Here is a 25,596-nt window from a genome sequence, read left to right on the forward strand (position 1 = left end):
GAGAACCCGACGATAAGCAATTTCGGCCAGCTGTCATGGCGGCCGTGCGCGGGCAGACTTCGGTCTGGCCGAGTTTTCCTTTGCTTCCTCGGTTTCTCACCCCGCGTACGGCTGCCACCTAAACTCGTGAGAAGGTTCAGGTGGTGGTTCCTTTAAGTAAGCGAAGGGAAATCACCATGAAGAAGATCGTCCCCGATCCTCCCCGCCGTAAGCCTCTCACTACCCCTTTCTTCACCGTCCAATCCGACATGTACCCACCCGACGCCCTGGCTCACGTCAGCGAGCTGCTACGTGGCGTCATCGAAACCCTCGACGAACACTGCCGCGCCCGCGCTGGTGAACACGGCCTGAGCATGCTGGGCAATGCGATGCATGCCAGCGAGATCGCGTTTGCGTTGGTGGAGCATGTGCACGCTCGGCTGTATGGCCAACAGGCTCAGAGGTGATGACATGGCGGATGAATCCAAGATTCTCACCACAGCCGGCGTGGAGACATTCCTCGATGTCGGCAACCCGCCGGTAGATCTGCTGCGGGTACAGCCGGGCATTCCGATCGATGATGCCTATGAGCAGGTTTCGATACTGCTGGGCTACATCAAGCACCTGGTGCGCGAGGGCGACATGGAGGATGACCACAAGTTGCTCGGTGCAGCAGACTACTTGAGCGCCTTGGCCAAGGCATTGATGAACGATATCGAGATGGCCAAGAACCGGTTGCATTGACCTCAAGGGCCCTATCGCCGGCAAGCCGGCTCCCACAGGTACACCACCAGTCTTAAGAACAGTGGAGGCCCTGTGGGAGCACCACAGGTACACCACCAGTCTCAAGAGCGGTGGAGTCCCTGTGGGAGCTGGCTTGCCAGCGATGGGGCCGGTTCAGGCAATGAAGCAGGCACCTGCCTAATCCAAAACCTCCTCCAACCACTGCCCAGCTGCCGCATAAACCTCGGCGCTAGCCCCCGTAATCCCCGACATCCGCAAGAAGTCATGGGTCAACCCCGCCTCGATGCGCAGCGTGGTCGGCGTGCCGCTGGCTTCCAGCTTGCCCGCATACTCCAGCCCTTCATCGAACAGCGGATCGTACTGGGCCAAATTGACGTACGCCGGTGCCATGGCCGGCAGCGCCGGATGCAGCAGCGGCGAGGCGCGCCAGTCGCCGTGTGCCTGGGTGCTGCCCAGGTAGTGTGCGTAGAACCAGTCCAACGTCGCACTTTCCAGCAGGTAACCTTCCGCATACCGCTGGTGCGAGCTGCGTCGGGTATTGCTTTCCGCTACCGGATAAAACAGCAACTGCGCCTTCACCGCCATGGCCTGCGGTCGTTCTGCCGCCGCGATCGCCAACACCGTGGCCAGCGTCGCCCCGGCGCTGTCGCCGGCCAGCACCAGGTCCGTCGCCTGCAATCCGAGCACGCCGGCGTTGCGCTGCAGCCATTGGACAGCATCCTCGCAGTCGTGCAGGGCGGTCGGGAACGGTCGCTCCGGCGCCAGTCGGTACTCCGGTGCGAACACCGCGTAGTCACCCAGGCAGGCCAGGCGACGGCAGACGCAATCGTGCGAATCGAGGCTGCCGACCACATAGCCACCGCCATGCAGGTACACCAGCGTGGCCTTGGGTGTGATACCCGGGCGGCGGTACAGGCGGGCGGGTAATTGCGCGCCTTCGCGGGTGTCGAACTGCAGCGCGCTCACCTCGATCTGTGCGGGTGGGTCGGGGTCGAGCAGGCGTGAGGCATTTTCGAACTCCGCGCGTGCCTGGGCGACGCTCAGCTGATGCATGGGCAGGCTCTTGCCGGTCAGGCGGCCGAGTTCGGCCAATTCCAGGAACGCTTCCAGATCGCAGTCCAGGGACATTCAGGTATTCCTTGCAAATCGATGAGAAAGGCCCGGCCGCAGAGCGTGGCCGGGCGTCGGTTCAGACGGCTGGCGCGGTCACCCTGTGCAGGCGCTCATGCAGCGCGTCGAGCAGTGCGGCATGGCTGACGATGGCGTAGTGGTCTGCATCCAGGCGCTGGCTGGAGCGAACCGCGCGGTTCGCCTCGAAGGCCTGGGCAGGGCCGGCATCGCCACTGTCGGCCCACCAGCAGTCGAGGCGCGCGGCCACGGCGGGCAAGGCGTGCAACTTCAGCGAGAGGCGCTTGAGGGTCATGGCCGCAGAGAAGGTGCGAGCCAGTTCTTCGCTCGACGGCAGGCTGCTTGCCTGCACACCGGCCAGGCTCTGTTCGATCAGCTTCTGCAACCGTGCCGCCTCGGCCTCTGCCGGTGCCGACAACAACGGCAGGCTGGCCGCAGGTCTGCCGCTGACCACCGCGAGGAAAGCCCGCAAGTCGCCGCCGCAGTCGTCTTCCAGTGCCTCGCCGGCTTCGCCCGGCAGGTAGGTGTCCACCAGGCCCAGCAGCTCGACCTGTTGCCCCTGGCTTTCCAGTTCGCGGCTGACCAGCATCGCCAGCGTCCCGCCCAGCGACCAGCCCAACAGGCGATACGGCCCCTGCGGTTGCTTCTGGCGGATGTACTGGGCGTAGTCGATGGCCATGGCCTCCAGCGATTCGTCCTGCCACTGGCGGTCGAGCAGCATGCGGTTTTGCAGGCCGTAGACGCTGCACAGGCCGTCCAGCCGCTGGGCCAGTGGGCGGTAGTCGAACACCGTGCCGAACCCGGCATGGAGGCAGAACAGCGGCGCCTGTTGCTCGACCTTGCGGTTGAGCAACAGCAGCGGGTCGAGCGCGGCTTGCGGCTGGTCGCTGGCCGGGCACAGCTCGGCGATGGTCGGGCGTGCGATCAGGTCGCGCAGCTTCAGGTTCAGGCCCAGCTCGGGCTGGTTGCGCAGGCGCGACAGCACCTTCAGCACACCCAGCGAATCGCCACCGAGTTCGAAGAAGTGGTCGGTCACGCCGACCTGCTCCAGGCCCAGGACATCGGCCCAGATGGCGGCAAGCGCGTGCTGGCGTTCATCGGCGGGGGCCTGATAGCTGCGCTCGGCCAGACGCGGCTCGGGCAGCGCGCGGCGGTCGACTTTGCCGTTGGGGGTCAGGGGCAGGGCATCGAGCACCATCAATTGAGCCGGCACCATGTAGTCCGGCAGCACCTGGCGCAGGTGGTCGAGCAGCGGCGCAGTGGCACGCTCGCCCTCACTGCGCACCACATAGCCCACCAGTTGCTTGCCAGTGGCCGCTTCGCGCGCCACCACCACCGCATCGAGCACGCCGGGGACATCGCGCAGGCGCGCTTCGATTTCGCCCAGCTCGATACGGAAACCACGGATCTTCACCTGGTTGTCCAGGCGGCCCAGGTAGTCGAATACGCCGTCCGGGCGCTGGCGCACCAGGTCGCCGGTGCGGTACAGCCGCCCGCCGCAGGTGCTGAACGGGTCGGCAACGAAGCGCTCGGCGCTCAGGTCAGGGCGGTTGTGGTAACCACGGGCCAGGCCTTCTGCGCCGATGTACAGCTCCCCGGCAAAGCCAACCGGCAGTGGGTTGAGGCAATCGTCGAGCACGTACAGGGTGCGATTGCCCACGGCCTCGCCAATGGGCGCATACACCGCGTCGCAGTGTGCACTGACGGGGGCCTTCCACAGCAGCGGGGTGACCACTGTCTCGGTTGGGCCATAGCCGTTGGTGAGGTACTGGGGCTTGAGCACCTGCTTGACCAGCTCGAAGTTGGCGTCAGCCACCGCATCGCCGCCGAAGCAGTAGATGCGCACCGGCGGTGGGGTCGGCTGGCCTTGGCCATACTCCGCCAGTTGCTGCAGGTAGGCCGGTGGGAAGCAGGCGATGCTGATCGCCTCGGCGTGCAGCACGTCCCAGGTTTCCTGCGGGGTCCACAGGGTGTTGCCGCGGATCACCAGTTGGCCGCCGCTGATCAGGGTCGACAACCAGCGCTCCTGGGCACCGTCGAAGGCGAACGACATGAACAGCAGTTCGCGGGTCGATGGGTTCATCTCGTAGCGTTCGATGATCGCCTGGCAGTGCATGCGCAGCGGGCCGCGCGCCACGGCGACGCCCTTGGGGTTACCGGTGGAGCCGGAGGTGTAGATCATGTAGCTGAGCTGATCGTCCAGCGCCTGGCGGCCTGGGTCGTGGTCCTTCAAGGACAGCGCGCAGTGGTCCAGGTCCAGGCGGCGCGCCGGGGCCACGCCCAGGCGCTCGCCGATGGCCTGCTCGGTCAGCAGCAGGGCCACGTCGGCGTCGCCGATGATCCATTGCAGGCGTTCGGCGGGGTAGTCGATGTCCAGCGGGACGTAGGCGGCACCGGCCTTCATCACGGCGTAGAAGGCGACGAGGGTGTCCACCGAACGGCCCAGGGCGATGCCCACCCGGTCCTCGCGGCCGATGCCGCGCTCGATCAGGCTCCAGGCCAGGCGGTTGGCCTGCTGCTCCAGCTCGGCGTAGGTCAGCTGGCGACCGTCGCAGCGTACCGCGACCTGGTCCGGGCGCTGTTCGGCGTGGCGGCCGATCAGGGCGGCCAGGTCGGGCTGTTCGGCAGTCTCTGGCGGCAACGGCCGGGCAGCGTCCACCGGCAGGCCGAGCGTGCCGACAGCGGCTTCGGGGTTGTCCAGCAAGCGCTCCAGCAGGGCCTCGAAGTGGCTGCGAATGGCTTCGACCTGGTGCGCCTGGAAGTGGTCCAGGCGGTACAGGAACTCGATGCGCAGGCGCGTGTTCAGGTGCACGGCCAGGTCCATCGGGTAGTTGGTGACGTCGCGCAGCTGCGCTTCGCCGAATTGCAGGCCGGCGGTGCCGGCGCTCTGCAGGCGTTCATCGATCGGGTAGTTCTCGAACACGATGATGCTGTCGAACAACGCCTGGCCGTTGCTTTCGGCCCAGCGCTGGATGTCCACCAGCGGCGTGTGCTCGTGGTCGCGCACTTCCAGGTTGCAGGTCTGCAGCTGCTGCAGCCAGGCCTGTACCGGTTGCGCCGGGTGCGGGGCCTGGATGATCGGCAAGGTGTTGATGAACAGCCCCAGCAGGCTGTCGGCACCCGCCAGGCTCGCCGGGCGCCCGGACACCGTGGCGCCGAAGCACACGGTCGGCTGCCCGGTGTAGCGCTGCAACAACAGTACCCAGGCCGCTTGCACCAGGGTGTTGGGGGTGACCCGCAGGCGCTGGGCCTGTTCGCGCAGCCAGGTGGTGCGCTGCTCGTCCCAGTGCAGGTACAGCGCGTCGTGGCCTTGCGCGCCTGACGCATTGCGGGTGCCGGTGGCACCGGCCAGTTGCGTTGGTCCCTGCAGCTCGGCCAGGCGTGGCCGCCAGAAAGCTTCGCTGGTTTGCTGGGCCGGGGCCTGCAGCCAGCGGATGTAATCGCTGTAGCGGCCCTGCTGGGGCGGCAGTGGCTGGCCGGCATAGCACTGGAACAACTCGCCGAGCAGGCGCGACTGGCTCCAGCCGTCCATGAGGATATGGTGGCTGGTCAGGATCAGCTGGTGGCGCTCATCGTCCAGGCGCACCAGCAGCAGGCGCAGCAAGGGCGGGGCGAGCAGGTCGAAGGGCCGGCGCCGTTCGCCCTCGGCGGCCGCCGCCAGGCGCGCCGGGTCGACGGCCTGGCCGCGCCAGTCCTGTTCACGGGCATCGAGCTGGCCCTGGCGCAGCACCACCTGCAGCGGTTCGCGCAGTTGCGGTGCCTGCCAGAAGGCGCTGCGCAGCATCTCGTGGCGCTGCACCAGCTGGCCCCAGGCGGCGATGAAGCGCGATGCCTGCAGGCCCTGGACCTCGACGCTGGTCTGGTTGATGTAGAAGTCGCCACCGCCATTGTCCTGGGTGTGGAACAGCATGCCCTGCTGCACGGTGGACAGCGGGTAGATGTCCTCGACCTGCTCACAGGGGAAGGGCAGCAAGGCCAGCTGGGCCTGGGTCAGCCGCGCCAGGGGCACGTCCGACGGGGTCAGGCCACGGCGTGTGCCCTGGCCGCACAGGGCGACCACGGCGCGCAGCTCGCGGGCGTAGTCGTCGGCCAGTTGCTGCAGCTGCACCGGCTCGAACATCAATGGGCTGAAACTCCAGTTCAGACGTAGCTCGCCGTCGAACACCTGGCCGTTGAGGGCCAGCCAGTTCTGCAGCGGTGCGTCCGGGCTGTGCTCACGGCCTTTGTCTGCCGGGGCCGGTCGGAACAGCGCGGCGTCATCGCCATTGCCGCTGTCGAACTGGCCCAGGTAGTTGAAGGTGATGCGGGCCGTGGGCAGCGCGGCCAGGGCCTCGCGCAGCGCCGGGCTGGCGTAGCTGCGCAGGGCACCGAAGAACGCGCCCTTGGCGGGCAGATCGCGCAGGTGCTCCTTGGTCAGCATGATCGCTTCGGCCAGCGAGTCGCCGGCACTGATACGTGCGGGGTAGAGGCTGGTCAGCCAACCGACCGTGCGGGTCAGGTCGGCTTCGTCGTCGGCGAAGGCTTCGCGGCCGTGGCCTTCGAGTTCGACCAGGTGGTCGCGGGCACCGGTCCAGCGTTGCAGCACGCGGGCCAGTGCGGCCAGCAGCAGGTCGTTGATCTGCGTGCGGTAGGCTGCCGGGCAGTCCTTGAGCAGGCGCGCGGTGGTGTCGGCATCCAGGTGGGTGGCCACGCTCTGGCTGTCACGCACGCGCAGCGGCGCGCGGCTGTCGCGTGCGGGCAGGGTGGTATCGATACCGCTGCTCTGGCCTTGCCAGAACGCGGCTTCCTGCTCGCCCGCCGGGCTCTGCGCGTGGGCCTGCAGGCGCAGGGCCCAGTCCTGCACCGACAGGGTGCGTGCCGGCAGCTCGCAGGCCTGGCCGGCACTGGCCTGGGTGTAGGCGGTGTGCAGGTCTTCGAGGAGGATGCGCCAGGACACGCCGTCCACTGCCAGGTGGTGAATCACCAGCAGCAGGCGCTGTTCGCCCTCGACCTCACCCTGGACTGCACGCAGCAGGGGGCCGTGGGCCAGGTCGAGGCTGCCCTGGGCGCGGTCGCACAGTGCCTGCCAGGTTTCCCCCTGGCGGGCATCGAATTGCCAGAGCAGATCGCCTCCCGGCGCCTGCTCGTCGAAGTGCGCCTGACACGCACCTTGTGCCGCCTGGAAACGCAGGCGCAGGGCATCGTGGGCCGCTACCAGGGCATGCAGTGCGCGGCGAAGGTGGGCCGGCTCCGGCGCCAGGTTGGCCTTGAGCATCACCGACTGGTTCCAGCGCTGCGCCTCGGGCATGGCCTGGGCGAAGAACTGCTGCTGCATCGGCAGCAGCAGGCTGTTGCCACGGGCGGGCAGGTGCGTGGCCTGGGCCTGCTGCACCTGGGTTTGCGCAACCTGCGCCAGGGTGCGCACGGTCTGGTGGCTGAACAGGTCCTTGGGGCTGAAGTGCAGGCCGTCACGGCGCCCCTGGCTGACCAGCTGGATGGACACGATCGAGTCGCCACCCAGTTCGAAGAAGTTGTCGTCGATACCGACCCGGTCACGCTTGAGCACCCGCTGCCAGAGCTGTACCAGGCGCGCCTGCAATTCATTCTCGGCGGCACTGTAGCGGGTCTGGGACTGGGCCATGCCGGGCTTGGGCAGGGCCTTGCGATCCAGCTTGCCGTTGGGGCTCAGCGGCATGCTGTCGAGGAACACCCAGTGGTTGGGCACCATGTAGTCGGGCAGGTGGGCCAGCAGTGCCTGAGTCAGTTGCTGACGCTGCGGCGCTGGCTGGCCAGCCTTGGCCACCAGGTAGGCGACCAGCTGGTTGTCCACGGCCAGCACCGCCGCTTCGTGAACGGCTGGCTGCTCCATCAGCCGTGCCTCGATTTCGCCCAGCTCGATACGCAGGCCGCGGATCTTCACCTGGTGGTCGATGCGCCCGCAGTATTCGATCACGCCGTCGGCGCGGTAGCGCGCCAGGTCGCCGGTGCGGTACATGCGCGCACCGGGCTGGAACGGGCAGGCCACGAAGCGCTCGGCGGTCAGCGCCGGACGCTGGTGGTAGCCGCGGGCCAGGCCATCGCCGCCCAGGTACAGCTCACCAATGACCCCGGCGGGCTGTGGCTGCAGGCCAGCGTCGAGGATCCAGCAGGCCAGGTTGGCAATCGGCGTGCCGATCGGCACCGCTGTCGCGCCCTCGTCGCGGCAGGTCCAGTGGGTGACGTCGATGGCCGCTTCGGTGGGGCCGTAGAGGTTGTACAGGCTTGCCCTTGGCAGGCGTGCGAACACCTGTTGCTGGGCTTCCACCGGCAGGGCTTCGCCACTGCAGACGATGCGTTGCAGGCTGCTGCAACTGGCGACCTGATCGTCGAGCAAAAAGGCCTGCAGCATCGAGGGCACGAAGTGCAGCGTGGTCACCCGATGCTGGTGGATCAACCGCACCAGGCGCGCCGGGTCGCGATGGTCACCCGGTGCGGCGATGGCCAGGCGGGCGCCGGTCATCAGCGGCCAGAAGAACTCCCACACCGACACGTCGAAGCTGAACGGAGTCTTCTGCAGCACCGTATCGCTGGCATCCAGGCCGTAGGCCGCCTGCATCCACTGCAGACGGTTGGTCAGCGCATGGTGGCTGTTGCCGGCGCCCTTGGGCCGACCGGTGGAACCGGAGGTGTAGATGACGTAGGCCAGTTGCTCGGGCGTGCAGGGCAGTTGTGGGTTGTGTTCGGGCTGCGCGGCTGGCGTCTGGTCGAGCAGGTGCACCGCCAGACCCACCGGCAGCGGCAGGCGTTCAAGCAGGTGTGACTGGGTCAGCAGCAGGCCGATGCCGCTGTCCTCGAACATGTAGCTCAGGCGCTCGGCAGGGTATTCCGGGTCCAGCGGCACATAGGCGCCGCCGGCCTTGAGAATGGCCAGCAGGCCAACCACCAGCTCCAGGCTGCGCTCGGCGGCGATGCCGACCGGGGTGTCCTGGCGCACGCCCTGGGCGATCAGGCTATGGGCCAACTGATTTGCCTGGCGGTTGAGCTGGGCGTAGGTCAGCGTGGCCTCGCCGAACAGCAGCGCGGGGGCGTCTGGCGAGCGGCGGGCCTGCGCTTCGAACAGGGCATGGATCGAAGGCGTTTGCGGGTAGTTGTGGGCGGTGTCGTTCCATTGTTCGAGCAGTTGCTGGCGTTCGTCGGTGGCCAGCAGGTCGGCTTCGCCAATGGCCTGGTCGGGCGCCGTGACCAGGTGCTCCAGCAGCCGCAGCCAGTGCTGGCCCAGGCGCTCGACGGTGGCGTGGTCGAACAGCGCGGTGGCGTAGGTGAGGCTGGCGCCAAGCCCCTGTGCATCCTCGTGGGTGTTGAGGGTCAGGTCCAGTTGCGCGGTTTCGCCGGCGAGTGTCAACGGCTCGATGTCCAGGCCGTGGTCGCTCGGCGCCTGTTGTTGGGGCGCCCCCACCTGGTGGTTGAACATCACCTGGAACAGCGGGTTGTGGCTGAGGTTGCGCTCCGGTTGCAGCGCCTCGACCAGTTGCTCGAACGGCAGGTCCTGGTGCGCCTGGGCCTGCAGGGTGGTGGCCTTGACCTGGTCGAGCAGCTGGTTGAACGACAGGGTCGGCTGGCACTGGCCATCGATGACCAGCGTGTTGACGAAGTAACCGATCAGGTCTTCGACTTCGACCCGGTTGCGGTTGGCGCTGGGCACGCCGATGCGGATGTCCTGCTGGCGCGTATAGCGGTGCAACAAGGCCATGAATGAGGCCAGCAGCACCATGAACGGCGTGGCCTGGCGCGCCTGGGCGAGCTGGCGCACGGCCTGGGCCAGGGCAGGCGAGATGGCCAGTGGCAGGCGCGCCCCTTCGAAACGTTGCACGCTGGGGCGCGGGCGGTCCAACGGCAGCTCCAGCACAGGCACTTCGTTGCCCAGGCGCTGGCGCCAGTAGTCGAGCTGGCGCTCCTGTTCGCCTGCTTCCATCCAGTGGCGCTGCCAGATGGCGTAGTCGGTGTACTGCAGTGGCAGTTCGGCCAACGGGCTGGGCAGGCCCTTGCTGAAGTGGGCGTAGCCGTGGGTCAGTTCCTTGACCATCACTTGCATCGAGCGGCCATCGCTGACGATGTGGTGCTGCACCAGCAGCAGGACATGGTCGTCGCTGCCCAGTTGCAGCAGTTCGGTCCGTAGCAAGGCGCCGCTGGCCAAGTCGAAGGGTTCGCGCACGCGGTCCTGAATGTAGCCCTGCAGGGCCGCCTCGTCGAGCGTGGTCACCTTCAACGGCAGGTGTTCTGCTGCTGCAACCTGTTGCGCGACACCCAGTTCATCCTCGACGAAGCGGGTGCGCAGGCTGTCATGGCGGCGCACCAGTTGTTCCAGGCTGGCCTGCAAGGCGGCCTGATCCAACCTGCCGCGCAGGCGCAGGGCGCAGGGAATGTGGTAGGCGCTGGACTGGCGGTCGAACTGCCACAGGAACCACTGGCGCTGCTGGGCAAAGGACAAGGGCAGGCGCACGAATTCCTCGCGCACCCGCGGGATGGGCAGGCTGGCCAGCGACAGGCCTTCCTCGCGCATTTTCAACAGGTACTGCCGGCGCTTTTCCAGCGGTAGCAGCACGAAGCGCTTGGCAATCCTCGAAGCGGTAGTGCTGTCCATCAGTGTTCCTCCATTTCGTCGAGCCAGGCTTCGAGGGTGTCGAGCTTGTTTTCATCGACCGCGGTTGTCGTGGTGTCCAGATGAAGCGCCAGCGCTTCGAGGGTCGGGTGCTGGAACAGGGCCTGCGGGGTGAGTTCCCGGCCCAGCTCCAGCTGGATGCGCGAGACGGCGTTGATCACCAAGAGCGAGTGGCCGCCCAGCTCGAAGAAGTCGTCGTCCAGGCCAACGGCCTGAACCCCCAGCACCTGCTGCCAGACACCTGCCAACTGCTGTTGCAGTGGCGTCTGCGGGGCGCGGAAGGGGCGTTCGGCATTGCTGTCGGGCGGTGCCGGCAGGGCCTTGCGGTCGAGCTTGCCGTTGACGGTCAGCGGCAGCTGGTCGAGCCATACGCACTGCGCCGGGACCATGTAGTCGGGCATCTGCGCCTTGAGCGCAATACGCAGGGCTGCGCTGTCCTGGGCCTGGCCGGGGTGGGCCACCAGATACGCCAGCAGGCGGGTGCCGGCCGGGCCCTGGTCGGCGATCACCACCGCCTGGGCCACCGCCGGTTGCGCCAGCAGCCGGGCCTCGATTTCGCCGAGCTCGATACGGAAGCCGCGGATCTTCACCTGCTGGTCGATCCGTCCGATGTATTCGAGGGTGCCGTCCCCGCGCCGGCGCGCCAGGTCGCCGGTGCGGTACAGGCGGCTGCCGGGTTCGCTGGCGAACGGGTTGGCGATGAAGCGTGTGGCGCTGAGCCCGGCGCGGTTGAGGTAGCCACGGGCCAGGCCCGCCTGGCCGATGTACAGCTCGCCGACGCAGCCGAGTGGCACCGGTTCGAGTTCGCCGTCGAGCAGGTAGCCGCTGAGGTCGTCGATCAGTTCGCCAATCGGGCTGACGCTGCGTGTGAGGTCGTCAAGGCCGATCGGGCGGTAGGTGACGTGCACGGTGGTTTCGGTGATGCCGTACATGTTCACCAGCTGCGGGCGCTGGTCGCCAAAGCGCTCGAACCAGGGGCGCAGGGCTGCCACGTCGAGGGCTTCACCGCCAAAGATCACTAATCGCAGGGCGAGGTCGGGCGAGGCGCTGGCGCAGGCGACCTGGGTCAGTGGCTTGAACGCCGAAGGCGTCTGGTTGAGCACGCTGACGCGTTCGTCCACCAACAGTTGCAGGAAGCTCTGGGGGTCGCGGCTGAGGGTTTGCGGGACGATCACCAGACGGCCTCCATGCAGCAGGGCGCCGAAGATTTCCCACACCGAGAAATCGAAGGCGAAGGAGTGGAACAGGGTCCAGACATCCTGATGGTCGAAGCGGAACCAGCGGTCGCAGGCGGTGAACAGCCGCAGCACGTTGCGCTGGCTGAGCAGGGTGCCCTTGGGCAGGCCGGTGGAGCCGGAGGTGTAGATGATGTAGGCGAGGTTGTCGATGCCGCTTCGCGTCGGCGGGTTGTGCTCAGGCAGGTCGGCGTAGGGGGCGTCGAGGTCCAGGCGCAGCAGGCCATCGTGGCCTGGCAGCTCGGCCAGCAGGCCGGGCTGGGCAAGCAGCACCGGGATGCCGCTGTCGGCCACCACGAAGGCCAGGCGCTCGGCCGGGTGCGCTGGGTCGAGCGGGACGTAGGCGCCTCCGGCCTTGAGGATCGCCAGCAGGCCGACGATCATCTCGAAGCCGCGCTCGGCCGCCAGGCCCACCGGCACATCGGCGCCTACACCTGCGGCGATCAGACGATGGGCCAGGCGGTTGGCGCGCAGGTTGAGCTCGGCGTAGCTGAGGGACTGCCCTTGATAACGCAAGGCAGTGGCCTGTGGCAGGCGCTGTGCCTGGGCTTCGATGCGGGCGGCCAGGGGCTGCGTTTGTGGGTGCGAGACAGGTTCGCCATTCCACGCTTGCTGGGCCTGCAGACGCTCGGTCGGGTCCAGTATGGCCAGGCGGGCGAGTGGCAGCTCGGGGTGCGCCAAAGCCTGTTCGAGCACGTTCAGCCAGTGTTGGGCCAGGCGTTGCAGGGTGGCGGCGTCGAACAGGTCACGGTCGTAGGTGAAGGCGGCGCTGAGGCCGTGCTCACCCTGGGCTGTGCTCAGGGCCAGGTCGAACTGGGCCTGCTGCGGCTGGCTGTCGACGGCTTCCAGGCGCAAGGCGCCGAGCTCGGCGGCGTCAGTTGCCTGATGGTGGTTGTACAGCACCTGGAACAGCGACTGCTGCGCGCCACGCTGGGGCAGCAGCGCTTCGAGCAGTTGCTCGTAGGGCAGGTCCTGGTGGTCCTGGGCCTCGATCATCGCCTGTCGGGTTTGTGCCAGCAGCCCGGCGAAGGACAGGTCGGCGCTGCAATCGGCGCGCAGCACCAGGGTGTTGACGAAGAAGCCGATCAACTGCTCGGTTTCCAGGCGGTTGCGGTTGGCCACCGGCACGCCGATGCGGATGTCCGCCTGGCCGGTGTAGCGGTGCAGCACGGCTTGCCAGGCGGCCAGCAGGATCATCGGCAATGTCGCTTGGCGGTCACTGGCGAAGCGCTGCAGAGATTCGCCCAGCGCTGTCGGCAAGGCCAGTTGCAGGCGCCCGGCCAGGCGTTGCGAGCCGTCGCGGCGCGAGTGGTCATAAGGCAGCTCAAGCACCGGCTGCTCGCCGGCCAGGCGCGTGCGCCAGTAGGCCAGCTGGCGCTCGCGCTCGCCGGCTTCGAGCCAGCCGCGTTGCCAGGCGGCGAAGTCGGCGTATTGCAGCGTCAGTGGCGGCAGGGCCTGTCCCCGGTAGAGCGCGCTCAATTCGGCAACCATCACCTGCATCGACCAGGCGTCGGAGACGATGTGGTGCTGCACCAGCACCAGCAGGTGTTCATCGGCGGCCACGCGCACCAGGCCCACACGCAGCAGGCGGCCGCTGGCCAGGTCGAAGGGCTGACCGAGCAGGCCGCTGACGAAGGCCTCGCGCGCGGCTTCATCCAGGTTCTGTGCCTGCAGGTTCAGCGACCATGGGGCGACGATCTGCTGGCGTGGCTGCTCGCCGTCGAGGGTGAAGACGGTGCGCAGGGTTTCGTGGCGGGCGATCAGTTGGTCGAAGGCCTGGTTCAGCGCGGCGACGTCCAGCGGGCCATGCAGGCGCAGCACGCTGGGGATGTGGTAGGCGCTGCTGCTCGGGTCGAGCTTCCACAACAGCCACTGGCGCTCCTGGGCGAAGGACAACGGCAGGTGCTCGCGCGAAGCCTGAGCCTGGATGGCGCTGGGCCTGGCGCTTTGCAGGTTGGCCAGCGCCTGGCAGAAATCGCCCAGGCAGGGCTGGTCGAACAGCAGGCGCAGGGGAAACTCCAGGGCCAGCTCGTGGCGCAGGCGCGAGACCACCCGGGCTACCAGCAGCGAGTGACCGCCGAGGGCGAAGAAGTCGTCCGCCAGGCCCACTCGCTCGGCCTTGAGCAGCTCGGCCCAGGTGGCCGCGACATGCTGTTGCAGGGCGCTGGTCGGCGCCAGGTACTCGGCCTGCTGAATCGGCTCGCCCACCGGCGGCAGGGCCTTGCGGTCGAGCTTGCCGTTGGGGCTCAGCGGCATGGCGTCGAGGAACAGCCAGTGGTTGGGCACCATGTAGTCGGGCAGCTGGGCCAGCAGCGCCTGGCTCAGTTGCTGGCGCTGTGGCGCCGGTTCGCCGGCCTTGGCCACCAGGTAGGCGACCAGCTGGTTGTCCACCGCCAGCACGGCGGCTTCGTGGATGGACGGATGCTCCATCAGGCGCGCCTCGATTTCGCCGAGCTCGATGCGCAGGCCGCGGATCTTCACCTGGTGGTCGATGCGCCCGCAGTATTCGATCACCCCGTCGGCGCGATAGCGCGCCAGGTCGCCGGTGCGGTACATGCGCGCACCGGGCTGGAACGGGCAGGCGACGAAGCGTTCGGCGGTCAGCGCCGGGCGCTGGTGGTAGCCGCGGGCCAGGCCCACGCCGCTGAGGTACAGCTCACCGATCACCCCGGCCGCTTGCGGCTGCAGGCCGGCATCGAGGACCCAGCAGGCCAGGTTGGCGATGGGCGTACCAATCGGCACGTGGGTTTTGCCTTCGTCGCGGCAGGTCCAGTGGGTGACGTCGATGGCCGCCTCGGTGGGGCCATAGAGGTTGTACAGTCGCGCCTGTGGCAGGCGCTCGAATACCTGCTGCTGGGCGTCCACCGGCAGGGCTTCGCCGCTGCAGACGATGCGCTGCAGGCTGCTGCAGCGAGCCAGCTGGTCGTCGAGCAGGAACGCCTGCAGCATCGAGGGCACGAAGTGCAGGGTGGTGACCTGGTGCCGTTCGATCAGCTGCACCAGGCGCGCCGGGTCGCGGTGGTCGCCGGGCGCGGCGATGGCCAGGCGGGCGCCGGTCATCAGCGGCCAGAAGAACTCCCACACCGATACATCGAAGCTGAACGGAGTCTTCTGCAGCACCGTGTCGCTGGCGTCCAGGCCGTAGGTTGCCTGCATCCACTGCAGGCGGTTGGCTAGGGCCTGGTGGCTGTTGCCGGCGCCCTTGGGGCGGCCGGTGGAGCCGGAGGTGTAGATGACGTAGGCCAACTGCTCGGGCGTACTCGGCAGTTGCGGGTCGTGCTCGGGCTGCGCGGCCGGTGCCTGGTCGAGCAGGTGCACCGCCAGGCCCGCCGGCAGCGGCAGGCGTTCAAGCAGGTGCGACTGGGTTAGCAGCAGGCCGATGCCGCTGTCCTCGAACATGTAGCTCAGGCGTTCGGCAGGGTATTCAGGGTCCAGCGGCACATAGGCGCCGCCGGCCTTGAGAATCGCCAGCAGGCCGACCACCAGCTCCAGGCTGCGCTCGGCGGCGATGCCGACCGGGGTGTCCTGGCGCACGCCCTGGGCGATCAGGCTATGGGCCAACTGATTTGCCTGGCGGTTGAGCTGGGCGTAGGTCAGCGTGGCTTCGCCGAGCAGCAGCGCGGTGGCGTCGGGGGTGCTGCGTGCCTGGGCCTCGACCAGGGCGTGGATCGACGGCGCGGCGGGGTAGGCGTGGGCGGTGGCGTTCCAGCGCGCCTGCAGCTGCTGGCACTGGGCGGTGGATCGCAGTTGCAGTTCGCCGAGCGCGCAGTGTGGGTGGTCGAGCATGGCCTGCAGCAGCGCCAGCCAGTCCTGGCCCAGGCGTTGGGCGCTGGTGGCTTCGAACAGTGCGGCGTCGTACTCCAGGGTGATGCGCAATTGCTCGCGCCCAGCCTGGACGTTGAGGCTGAGGTCGAACTTGGCGTTGGCGGGCGCGCTGGGCAGCGGCTCGATGCGCAGGCCGGCGAAGCCAGGTGCGGCCTGCTCGGCGTTGTCGCTGGTCCAGTTGAACAGGCAGTGGAACAGCGCGCCGCTGGCGCCCTGGCGCTGCTCGCCAAGCACCTGCTCCAGCGGATGGTCGGCGTGCTCCAGGCAGGCCAGGGCATGGCGACGAACCTGATCGAGCAGGCCGGCGACGGTCTGTCGTGGGTCGAGGCGGGCGCGGTGGATCTGGCTGTTGACGAAGTAGCCGATCAGGTCCTGGACCTGGGCCTGGTTGCGCCCGGCGTTGGGCACGCCGAGGATGAAGTCGCTTTGGCCGCTGTGGCGGCCGAGCACCACTTGCCAGGCGGCCAGCAGCACCATGAACGGGGTCAGGCCATGGGTGCGGCAGGCGGCCTGCAGCTGCTCGAACAGGGCCGGCTCGACGGTCAATTCACAGGCCCCGGCGGCCACGGGCGGGCGGCTGTCGCGCGGGTGGTCGGTGGGCATTTCGAGCAGGGTAATGCCGCCTTGCAGATACTCGCGCCAGTAAGCCGCTGCCTGGGCCTGCGCCGGGCTGGTCAGGTAAGCGCCGCGCTGCCAATGGGCGTAGTCGTGGTACTGCACGGCCGGGCGCGGCAGGCTTTGCCCGCTGGCGTAGGCCTGCGCCAGGTCGCGCAGCAGCAGCGGGTTGGACCAGGCGTCGCTGATGCTGTGGTGGCTGGTCAGCGTCAGTACGTGGCGGTGGCTGTCCAGTTGGTACAGGCAGGCGCGCAGCAGCGGTGCCTGGGCGAGATCGAACGGGGTGGTGGCGTCTGCATCCAGGGCGGCTTGCAGCACGTTTTGCGGCTGGCCGCGCAAGTCGACGCTGCGCAGGTTCAGGCGCGCCTCGTGCTCGATCAGCAGGCGGGGCTGGCCCTGCACTTCGGTGATGCGCGAACGCAGGATGTCATGCCGATCGATGACCCGGTCCAGCGCCTGCTGCAGGTCGGCGGCGCGCAACGCGCCGTGCAGCAGGAAGGCACGCGGCTGGTTGTAGGTGGCGGCGTCGGGGTCGAGCTGGGCGAGCAGCCACAGCTGCTCCTGGGCGAAGGACAGTGGGGCGTCGCCTTCGCCCTGGGCAACGATGCCGGCGGGGGTGGCGGTGGGCTCGTCGAGCTCGCAGAGCAGGGCCAGCAGCGCGTCATCGGTGGATTGATCGTGGGATGTCATCTCGGTCTCGCCATCACTGGAGAATTAAGCGTACTGAGAGAGACGAAAGGGCACGGGGGTGATTTAGGCGGGCGGTGCAACAGCCGCACCTGGCGCGCACAGGGGCGCGCCAGGTGGGTATCAGGCGAGGGCGGGAGCGGCTTCGACCAGCACTTTGCCAGCCTGCAGGCGTACCAACTGGTCGGCGACGTCGAAGTAACGGTCGTCGTGGGAGATGACGATGATGGTCTTGCCCAGGCGCTTGAGGTCGGGCAACAGCTCGGTGTAGAAGATGCGCCGGAAGGTCGGGTCCTGGTCGGCGGCCCATTCGTCGAACACCAGCACCGGGCGCTCTTCCAGCCAGGCGTTGATCAGCGCCAGGCGCTTGCGCTGGCCGGTGGACAGGTCGGTGGTGCTGAAGGCGCCGTCCTGCACCTTGACCTTGTGGGCGATCTCCAGGCGTTCGAGGTAGCGGTTGGCATCCTCCGGGATGTGCGTGTCGCCCTGCACCACGTCATCGAACAGGTAGTAGTCGGCGAACACCGTGGTGAACAGCTGGCGGTAGTCGTCGCGCACGGCGGCGTCGATGGCCTGGCCATTGAGCAGGATCTGCCCGTGCTGCGGTGGGTACAGACCGAGCAACAGCTTGATCAGGGTGGTCTTGCCGCAGCCGTTCTCACCGACCACGAAGACGATATCCCCTTGGGCGATGCGCAGGTTCACCGGCCCTACCTGGAACGGCTGGGCGCCGGGGCTTGGCTGGTAGGCGTAGCTCACCTCACGCAGCTCCAGGCTGTCGACCGCCACCGGCTTGCTGCCGTGGTCTTCCAGCAGCAGGTGCGGCTCGGGCGAGGAGAACTGCTCGGACAGCTCGGCGATGCGGCGAAAGGCGATCTGCGCGCGGCTGACCACCGGCAGGGTGCCGATCAGGTGCTCTAGCGGGCCTTTCATGTACAGCAGCACCAGGACGAAACCGCTGATCGCCTTGGGGTCGGCGCTCGGCCAGAGGAACTGCAGGGTCAGGCCCAGGCCGATGACCACGAAGAACAGCATCGAGCCGAAACTCTTGGCGATCACGAAGGTGTTGATCGAGCGCACCTGGGTGGCGCAGATCTCGTCGGCGGTGTCCTGGATGCCCTGGCGGAACATGCGCTGGCGACGTGGGCGGTGGATGCGCAGTTCCTTGGCGCCTTCGGCCACGGCATGGTAGTGCTTCTGCAGGCGGTCTTCGGCATCGCGCGCGGCCATGAAGCCCTTGATGCCACGGCCGCGGGCAATGAACTGGATGACGCTGCCGATCCCGATCGCCAGCAGCATCATCAGGAACATCGGCAGCGACAGCGTGGCCAGGTAGCCCAGGCAGCCGAGGGTCACGGTCAGCGAGATGGCCAGGGGCGCGAAGGCGAAGGCGAAGTCGCTGATGGTGTCGACGTCGTGGGTCAGCACCGGGATCAGGCGGTGGCTGCGAAAGCGTTCGATCTGCTCGATGGGCGCCGACAGCACTTTCTCGCCCAGGGCTTTGCGCAGCTTGGCGATGATGTGCTGGCCGACATAGTTGGTGCCGATGTCCGAGCAGATCGCGCTGGCCAGGGCCAGCGCGCACAGCCCGGCAAAGCCCAGCACCACGCTGTTGCTCAGGCCACCGTCGGCGTGCAGGCCGCTGTTGATGGTGGCCAGCAGCGCGGTGACGCTGAGGCCACCGACCATGCCCATGACAATCGACAGGGTGACGATCGGCCAGAAGGGTTTGAGCAGGGTGAACAGCTCGCTCAGGGCCCCGCGGGGTTTGGAGGTCATGTTGGATTCCTGGATCAGAGGCGTGAGTACACCGATAGGACGAGTGGCCCGAAAGGCAATTTAAGGGCTAGCCCTACAGCTCGCGGACCACCCGGAAGCCCAGCCAGTCGCCCAGGCGGCCCGGGGTGTTGGTGTTGCGGTTGCCCGAGCGGGAGAACACCGGCGCCTCGCCCCAGTCGTTGCCGCGGATGCTCACCACCTTGCAGCTGTCGCCGGCACGACTGGCCTGGCCCCAGGCGCTGCCGTCGGCAGGCGCGCCCTGGTAGCTGTCGTGGTAGCAGTCGGCGACCCATTCGTAGACGTTGCCGTGCATGTCGTACACGCCGAAGGCATTGGCCGTGTAGCTGCCCACCGGCGAGCTGAAGCTGAAGCCGTCCTTGGGGCCGTAGACGTTGGCGTGCCGGCTGATTTCCAGGGTGGTGTCCGGATCGACGGGGAAGGGGAACATGCCCGTGCTGCCGCCACGGGCGGCGTACTCGCGCTCGGCTTCGCTGACCATGCGGTAGTGCTTGCCGGTCTTCTTCGACAGCCAGGCCACGTAGTCCTGGACATCGTGGTAGCTCATGCACACCGCCGGTTGCCGAGGGCCTTGCTTGTAGCTGGGCTTGCTGGCGGTGCAGCGGCGGCCGGGGCGGTCGTCGCCATCTTCGATGCGCGTGCCGGTGGCCTTGAGGTAGGCATCCCATTCGCCGGCGGTGACCTGGAAGCGGCTGATGGCGAAGGGCTTGGAGAAGGTGACCGGGTGCTGCGGGCCTTCGTCGTCCTGGCGGCCCGTTTCGTCGGCCGGGGTGCCCATGGTGTAGGTGCCGGCGGGCAGCACCACCATTTCCGGGCAGAGCGTGTCGCAGTCACGGAACACCGTGCCGGGAGTGTCGGCGCCGGGCGCGGCCAGGGCCGGCAGGCTGCAGGTGGCCAGCAGGGCGGCCAGGGTCAGGCGGTACAGGGAAGCGGTCATGGGCATGCCTTGTTCACAGGTTTCGAGTGATCAGGGCCATGGCCCGATCGATCTGCTGCTCGTCGTTGAGCAGGCTGGGGGCCAGGCGGATCACCGGGCCGACGTCGCGGTACACGGCGTCGCACATCACCTTGTTGGCGGTGAGGTGGGCGGCGATGGCGTCGGCGTCGCGGTCCTTGATACGGAAGAAGGTGAAGCCCGCCGAGTAGCGCTCGCTGCGCGGGGTCACCAGCTGGATCTGGCGGTGCTCGGCGAGCCGCTCCTTGAGCAGGCTGTTGAGCTGGTGGATGCGTTGCTGCACCTCGGCCTTGCCCAGCGCCAGGTGCAGCTTGAAGGCTTCGCCGGCTGCCCAGCGGTGCTCGAAGGCGTGGTAGCCGCCAGGGGTCATGATGGTGGCGAAGTCTTCGTCGCGGGAGAAGGTGGCGAAGGTCGGCGTGAGGTGCTCCATGCCGGTGGAGGCGGCGCAGATGATGCCGGTGCCGCGCGGGCCGAACATCCACTTGTGGGTGCCGGCGATGAAGTAGTCGCAGTTGAAGTCGGCGAAGCGCGCGTTCTCCACGCCGAAACCGTGCACGCCATCGACCACGTAGAGGAGGCGCTCGGCTTCGCTGCGGTTGCGGTTGTGCTGGCGCACCAGCGCGCCGATCTCGCCCACCGGCAGCTTGACGCCACTGCCCGAGTGCACCCAGGTCATGCCCAGTACGCGGGTCTGCGGGCCGATGGCCTTGTCCAGGGTGCTCAGCACCTGGTCGGTGGAAACCGTCCACGGGTCGTCGAACAGGCGGATCTTGCGCACCTTGGTGCCTTGGCGCTGGGTGCGGAAGGCCAGTGCCTTGTGGGCGGAGTAGTGCTCATGCTCGGTGACCAGGATCTCCTGGTCGGCGCCTACCTTGAGGCCGCCATAGATCATCGCCAGGCCTTCGGTGGTGCTGCCGGTCAGGGCGATCTGGCGTGGCTGCACTTGCAGGTAGCGGCCGGCCCATTCGCGCACTTCGTCTTCGCGTTTCCATTCGTACTGACTTTCCCAGTCCATCAGGGCGGCGGGGTTGCGGTCGAGGTCGGCGCGGTGGCGGTCGATGGCCGCCTGCACCGGGCGCGGGTGGGCGGTGACCAGGAAGTTGGCGAAATGCGCGATCTGCGGGTCGAGCGGGAACAGCGTGCGCAGGTTGCGCCATTTGTCCGCGCCCGTGAGCGGCGTGTCGGTGCTGGCCAGGGCCTCGGGCAGCAGGGGCAGGCTGGCGGCCAGCAGGCCGGCCTGCTTGAGAAAGGTGCGGCGGTTGCTCATGGTGGGACGGGCTCGCTTCAACGGGTGGCGACGGGGAGGGCGGCTTTTTGCACCTGGGCCCAGGCGCGCAGGAAGTTGCCGGCCCAGAGCTTGGCGATGTCGGCTTCGCTGTAGCCACGGGTGAGCAGCTCGGCGGTGACGTTGCGGATTTCGCTGACGTCCTTCCAGCCGTCCAGGCCGCCGCCGTCGTTGAAGTCCGAGGCGATGCCGACGTGGTCGATGCCGACCTTCTTGACCGTGTAGTCGATGGCGTCGACATACTGCTTGAGGGTGGCCTTGGGCTCTTCGTCGAGGATGCTGTAGAGGGCGCTGGCGTACTCGCCGAAGCGCGCTTCCGGCCAGATGGCAATCACCGCATCGCCCGGCATCAGGGCATTGGCCAGACCCTGCAGGGGCTGCAGGTCGAAGCGCGCGCGCAGGGCGTCGAGCTTGTTCACCACGGGCTGGGTCAGGGGCTTGAGGTACTGGCCGAAGCCGACCACCTGGATCACCCCGCCGCTGTCCTTGATCAGCTGCATTTCCTTGTCCGAGAGGTTGCGCGGGATGTCCACCAATGCCCGTGGCGCCGAGTGCGAGGCGACCAGCGGCGCGCGCGACAGGCGGGCGACGTCTTCCAGCGCCAGGGTGGACATCTGCGAGACGTCGATGATCACGCCCAGGTCGTTCAAACGCTTCACGGCCTGTTCGCCTATCGGTGACAGGCCGCCGAGGGCATCGGCGCTGTCGTTGAAGAACGGCAGCGGCCGCGAGGAATCGGCCCAGTCGTTGTTACCCACATAGCTGAAGCCGAACATGCGCATGCCGCGCGCGGCCCACAGGTCGAGCTGCGACAGGTCGTGGCCCAGCGGGTAGGCGTTGAGCATGCTGATGAAGATGGCGAACTTGCCTTCGCCGTTGAGGCGCCGGAAGTCGTCGGGTGTGTAGGCGATGCCGACCTGGTTGGGGAAGTCGCGGACCATGCCGGTGATGATCTTGTAACGCGCCTCCTGCTCTTGTCGGGCGGCGTCCACGAAGCCCGGCGTTGGGCGGTGTGGGGCGTTCGGGCCGTTCCAGATTTCCGGCCAGCCGAACACCGTCAGCGCCGCGCCCGAGAGGCGACCGCGGTTGGCCTTGACCAGGTCGAACTGGCCGGGGCCGTCCTTGTCCGCTTCATGGCCGGCGCTGCCCAGCGCCAGCGGCACGGTGAGGTGGCTGTCGAACGAGAGCATGTGATCGTGCAGCGCGTCGGCCTGCTGGACGATCTTCAGCGGGTAGCCTGCGTGCAGGTGCCGCCAGTAGAAGTAGCCGGCGGCACTCCCCAGGGCGACCGTCAGGGCCAGGGGTAGGCCGATGTACAGGGCTTTGCGGGAGCGGGTCTTGGTCATTGCCATCTCGTTGCGCGTTGATCGGGTGGGCCTTGCGCTGCAGCGGCTGTGGCGCGGCCAGGGCTTGGGTATCAGGTTGGACGAACGACGGCGGGGCAAATTTATCGCCGCCGCTGCAGCGGGCCGGGGCGCTAAATTTCAACCCGTGAGCAACGTTCTAGCCTTGGACAGGCCGTGCTCCATGGCCGCAACGAATGCTCAGGTAGTGGCAATGACGATTTCACGACGCGGGTTCATCGCCGGTGTGGCATTGACGGGGGTGGTAGTACCCGGTGCGCTGTATGCGCGGCATGTGCAGCGCCAGCAGTTCGACGAGCAGTTCCCGGAAACCCCGGGCGAGGCGGTGGTCGAACTGGCCGATGCAACGCTGCAGCAGTTGGGCGATACCCTGCGTGGCATCTGGCGCTGGACCTCGCATGGCGAGGATGCCGGCGTGCACGGATTGCCCAAGGGCGAACTGGAGCTGTTGCTCGACGTCGCCCCGAGTGGCCGTGGCTTGCGCGGCTTCCTGGACACGCCCGAGCGCCTGCGTGGTGAGCGAGAGCCGCGCTATCGGGTGCTGGGCGACCTGTTGGCGGAAAAACCGGGGACGTTGCGCTGGCGGCTGTTTTCCACCCAGTCAGGCGACTCGCAGGCGCACTACGAATGCCTGGTGGTGCTCGACGAAGTCTGGGGCGGGCTCGGCAATGCCGGGCCGGCCAGCCTCAGTGGGCGCATCGCCCGGCTCGATCGGGCCCTGACCCTGCCCGTGCAGGACAACCAGTTTCTGGCGGTCAAGCGCACCTTCCCCGAGCCCCGCGAGCGCACTCCGTTGTCACCGGCCTTGCTGGCCATGTTGGTCGCGCCGGAGCACCGCTTGTTCCACCAGCTGTGGCATGCCTCGCGCGACAAGTGGCACAAGCTGGACAAGGACAAGCAGGCGGCACTGCGGGGCCTGGGCTGGCAGCCAGGACCGCGTGACCTGGAGCGTGATGCACGCGGCCGGCACAAGGATCGCAACGGTTCGGGTATCGACTTCTTCTTCATGCACCGGCACATGCTGCGCGCCGCCCGTGCCGTGCAGGACCTGCCGGCGTGGCCGCGCTTTCCGCTGCCGCAGCCGGAGCTGGAACGCGACCGGGCCGGTTTCGTGCGCTATTTCGACAACCAGGATGGCAATGCCTTGCCGCCCACCTGGCTGGCGCCGAGCGATGCGCAGTACACCCAGTGGGTGCGCGACATCAAGACGCCTGACACCTACCACGGCAACTTCCAGGTCTGGGAGTCGCGCTACAGCGACCCGCACTACCTGAGCACGCTCACGCTTGGGCAGTTCGGCTCGGAAATGGAACTGGGCCTGCACGACTGGCTGCACATGCGCTGGGCCTCGGTGCCGCGTGACCCGTCCAATGGCATGCCGGTGCCGTTCGCACGTGCACCGGAAGACTTTGCCGCGCGCTGGTTCGAGGCGCAGAACGATTTTCTCGGCGACCCGTTCTCGTCCCATGTGAACCCGGTGTTCTGGCATTTTCACGGGTGGATCGATGACCGAATCGAGGACTGGTTTCGGGCCCACGAGCGCATGCACCCAGGCCAGGTGCAGCGCACCGAAGTCAACGGCGTGCCGTGGTTCGCGCAGGGGCCCTGGGTCGAGGTGGCCGACCCGTGGCTGGGGCCGGATACCCATGGCTGCTCGACGGTGCCAGGGCTGCGGCCGGGGCGCAGTGTGGAGATGGATCCGGAAACGATGAAGTTGGCGTTGCGTATTGTTTTTGGTGATGACGATTTGTTTGCAAAGTTGAAGCCGAAAGTGCCCCAGCGGCCGTGGTATGCACGCAATCTGAAGGTGGTGCAGCGGGGGATTTGAGTGTTTGGCGGGACGAATGTGGCGCCTGGTAGATCGAGCGCCGCCCGCGCGGCGCATCGCGGATTTATCCGCGATGCGCCGCGCGGGCGGCGCTCGATCTCATCAACACTAAAGATGTTGTGACAACCCCCTTCACTGCCCGACCCGCCAACCACCTCCCAGCGCCTTGTATAACGCCACGCTGCCTTGCAACCGGGCCAGGCGCAGCTGCGCCTGCTGGTCCTGGGCCAGGTACAGGGTGCGCTGGGTTTCGAGCACGCTCAACAGGGTCTCGGCGCCAGCGCCATAGCGCTGCTGCGCCAGATCGAACGCCTGACGCGCCTGCAACACCTCCTCATCCTGCCATTGCCGTTGGCGGTCCACGCCGTGGATGGCGTTGAGGGCCTTTTCGACATCGGCGAAGCCCGCCAGGATGCTGCTGCGGTAGCTCTCCAGCAACTCGTCCTGCTCGGCTTCGGCCAGTTGCTTCGAAGCGCGCAGCCGTCCGTTGTTGAACACCGGCGCGACCAGGCCTGCGGTCAGCGTGTAGTAGGAACTGTCGAAAACCTCGGCGAAGGTATTCGCGCCGGTGCCCAGGTTGGCGCCGAGGGTCAGTTTCGGCAGCATCGCCGCCCTGGCCACTTGCACGTTGGCGCTGGCGGCGGCCAGGCGGGCTTCGGCGGCGGCAATGTCCGGGCGCCGGGTCAGCAGTTCGCTGGGCACGCCGCTGCCAATGGCAGGCCACAGCACGCGGGTGATCGATTGGCGGCTGGCGGGCAGCGTCTGGACCGGGTCGCCGAGCAAGGTGGCCAGGGTTACGCGGCTGTCTTGCAGCTGTTGTTCGAGCAGCGGCAGCTGGCGCTGCTGGGCGGCCACCAGGCTGCGTTGCTGGGCAAGCTCCAGGCGCGTGGCGGAGCCTGCGCGCTCACGGGTTTCGACCAGGTGCAACACGCCTTGGGCATTGCTCAGGTTGAGCTGGGCGATACGCCGTTGTTCCGCCAGGGCCAGGCCTTGCAAGTAGCTGTCGGCCACGGCGGCGACCAGGGTCAGTTCCACCGTCTGGCGGTCGAAGCGGCTGGCATCGAGGCCGTGCAGGGCGCTGGCCCGGGCTGCGCGCAGGCCACCCCAGAAGTCCAGCTCGTAGCGGGCACTGAGCTGGGTGCCGAACGCGGTATAGGTCGGCTCGCTGCGGCTGACGTCCAGCTGGTCGGAGCCTTCGCCGTGCAGCAGGCGCTGGCGGCTGCCGTCACCGCCCACCTGCACTTCGGGCAGCAGCGGGGCGCCGGCGATCACGGCGCGGGCCTGGGCCTGGCGAACCCGCGCCGTGGCCGCGGCCAGGTCGTGGGCATTGCGCAGGGCACGTTCGATCAACTGGTCCAGCTCGGGGCTGGCGAAGGCCTGCCACCACCCAGCCGACGGCAGGTCGAGCGTGGAGGAGGCGGTATCACCCTGCCAGCGTGGCGGCGGCGCGATGCCACTGGCGGGCGGGGGCGGCGTGCTGCAGGCGGCAAGGCCCAGGCACAGGGTCAACAGGCTGATGCGGCTTGGCAATGTCATG

The 25,596-nt window shown here is 67.8% G+C and carries 11 protein-coding genes; 3 read left to right on the forward strand and 8 right to left on the reverse strand.

The genetic code is table 11. The annotated features are described in order from the left end of the window. Positions 1-176: 176 nt before the first annotated feature. Both ACIPZG_RS04415 and ACIPZG_RS04420 read left to right on the forward strand, forming a co-directional pair. Positions 177-446 carry a hypothetical protein gene (locus ACIPZG_RS04415; protein ID WP_400710595.1) on the forward strand — a complete coding sequence of 90 codons (270 nt, stop codon included), beginning with the start codon at positions 177-179 and terminating at the stop codon, positions 444-446. A gap of 4 nt (positions 447-450) precedes the next feature. After that, positions 451-723, forward strand: a complete 273-nt coding sequence (locus tag ACIPZG_RS04420; protein ID WP_400710598.1) for a DUF3077 domain-containing protein — start codon at positions 451-453, stop codon at positions 721-723. Positions 724-900: 177 nt separating this feature from the next. Here ACIPZG_RS04420 and ACIPZG_RS04425 read toward each other — a convergent pair whose 3' ends face one another. The 7 genes from ACIPZG_RS04425 to pvdM all read right to left on the reverse strand — a co-directional run bounded on the left by ACIPZG_RS04425 (position 901) and on the right by pvdM (position 22,213). Next, positions 901-1,851: an alpha/beta hydrolase gene (locus tag ACIPZG_RS04425; RefSeq protein WP_400710601.1), complete on the reverse strand. Its 951-nt coding sequence runs from the start codon at positions 1,849-1,851 to the stop codon at positions 901-903. Between the two features lie 61 nt (positions 1,852-1,912). After that, complete coding sequence (locus ACIPZG_RS04430; RefSeq protein ID WP_400710604.1) at positions 1,913-10,450, reverse strand: amino acid adenylation domain-containing protein; 8,538 nt, start codon at positions 10,448-10,450, stop codon at positions 1,913-1,915. Then, complete coding sequence (locus ACIPZG_RS04435) at positions 10,450-16,833, reverse strand: amino acid adenylation domain-containing protein (RefSeq protein WP_400710607.1); 6,384 nt, start codon at positions 16,831-16,833, stop codon at positions 10,450-10,452. The genes ACIPZG_RS04430 and ACIPZG_RS04435 overlap by 1 nt, the downstream gene beginning before the upstream one ends. Before the next feature lie 120 nt (positions 16,834-16,953). Then, on the reverse strand, positions 16,954-18,609 hold the full coding sequence (locus ACIPZG_RS04440) for a cyclic peptide export ABC transporter (RefSeq protein WP_400710610.1): 1,656 nt from the start codon (positions 18,607-18,609) through the stop codon (positions 16,954-16,956). A gap of 73 nt (positions 18,610-18,682) precedes the next feature. Then, on the reverse strand, positions 18,683-19,564 hold the full coding sequence (locus ACIPZG_RS04445) for a formylglycine-generating enzyme family protein (protein WP_400710613.1): 882 nt from the start codon (positions 19,562-19,564) through the stop codon (positions 18,683-18,685). A gap of 13 nt (positions 19,565-19,577) precedes the next feature. Continuing rightward, a complete protein-coding gene (locus tag ACIPZG_RS04450; protein ID WP_400710615.1) occupies positions 19,578-20,849 on the reverse strand; it encodes an aminotransferase class V-fold PLP-dependent enzyme in 1,272 nt (423 codons plus the stop codon). 17 nt (positions 20,850-20,866) lie between these two features. Further along, positions 20,867-22,213: a pyoverdine-tailoring dipeptidase-like protein PvdM gene (pvdM, locus tag ACIPZG_RS04455; protein WP_400710617.1), complete on the reverse strand. Its 1,347-nt coding sequence runs from the start codon at positions 22,211-22,213 to the stop codon at positions 20,867-20,869. A 211-nt stretch (positions 22,214-22,424) separates the two neighbouring features. Between pvdM and ACIPZG_RS04460 the strand changes: the two genes are divergently transcribed. After that, complete coding sequence (locus ACIPZG_RS04460) at positions 22,425-24,059, forward strand: PvdJ/PvdD/PvdP-like protein (RefSeq protein WP_400710620.1); 1,635 nt, start codon at positions 22,425-22,427, stop codon at positions 24,057-24,059. Between the two features lie 132 nt (positions 24,060-24,191). On the opposite strand, the gene ACIPZG_RS04465 is transcribed toward ACIPZG_RS04460, so the two are convergent. Beyond that, a complete protein-coding gene (locus ACIPZG_RS04465) occupies positions 24,192-25,595 on the reverse strand; it encodes an efflux transporter outer membrane subunit (RefSeq protein WP_400710623.1) in 1,404 nt (467 codons plus the stop codon). Position 25,596 lies beyond the last annotated feature (1 nt).

Source organism: Pseudomonas sp. NPDC089395 (assembly GCF_044749525.1).
Lineage (GTDB): Bacteria > Pseudomonadota > Gammaproteobacteria > Pseudomonadales > Pseudomonadaceae > Aquipseudomonas.

Coding starts and splice junctions, on each gene's coding strand:
- ACIPZG_RS04440 (WP_400710610.1), bottom strand. CDS start 18,609: ATGACCTCCAAACCCCGCGGGGCCCTGAGCGAGCTGTTCACCCTGCTC.
- ACIPZG_RS04465 (WP_400710623.1), bottom strand. CDS start 25,595: ATGACATTGCCAAGCCGCATCAGCCTGTTGACCCTGTGCCTGGGCCTT.
- ACIPZG_RS04420 (WP_400710598.1), top strand. CDS start 451: ATGGCGGATGAATCCAAGATTCTCACCACAGCCGGCGTGGAGACATTC.
- ACIPZG_RS04450 (WP_400710615.1), bottom strand. CDS start 20,849: ATGAGCAACCGCCGCACCTTTCTCAAGCAGGCCGGCCTGCTGGCCGCC.
- ACIPZG_RS04430 (WP_400710604.1), bottom strand. CDS start 10,450: ATGGACAGCACTACCGCTTCGAGGATTGCCAAGCGCTTCGTGCTGCTA.
- ACIPZG_RS04460 (WP_400710620.1), top strand. CDS start 22,425: ATGACGATTTCACGACGCGGGTTCATCGCCGGTGTGGCATTGACGGGG.
- ACIPZG_RS04425 (WP_400710601.1), bottom strand. CDS start 1,851: ATGTCCCTGGACTGCGATCTGGAAGCGTTCCTGGAATTGGCCGAACTC.
- ACIPZG_RS04435 (WP_400710607.1), bottom strand. CDS start 16,833: ATGACATCCCACGATCAATCCACCGATGACGCGCTGCTGGCCCTGCTC.
- pvdM (WP_400710617.1), bottom strand. CDS start 22,213: ATGACCAAGACCCGCTCCCGCAAAGCCCTGTACATCGGCCTACCCCTG.
- ACIPZG_RS04445 (WP_400710613.1), bottom strand. CDS start 19,564: ATGACCGCTTCCCTGTACCGCCTGACCCTGGCCGCCCTGCTGGCCACC.
- ACIPZG_RS04415 (WP_400710595.1), top strand. CDS start 177: ATGAAGAAGATCGTCCCCGATCCTCCCCGCCGTAAGCCTCTCACTACC.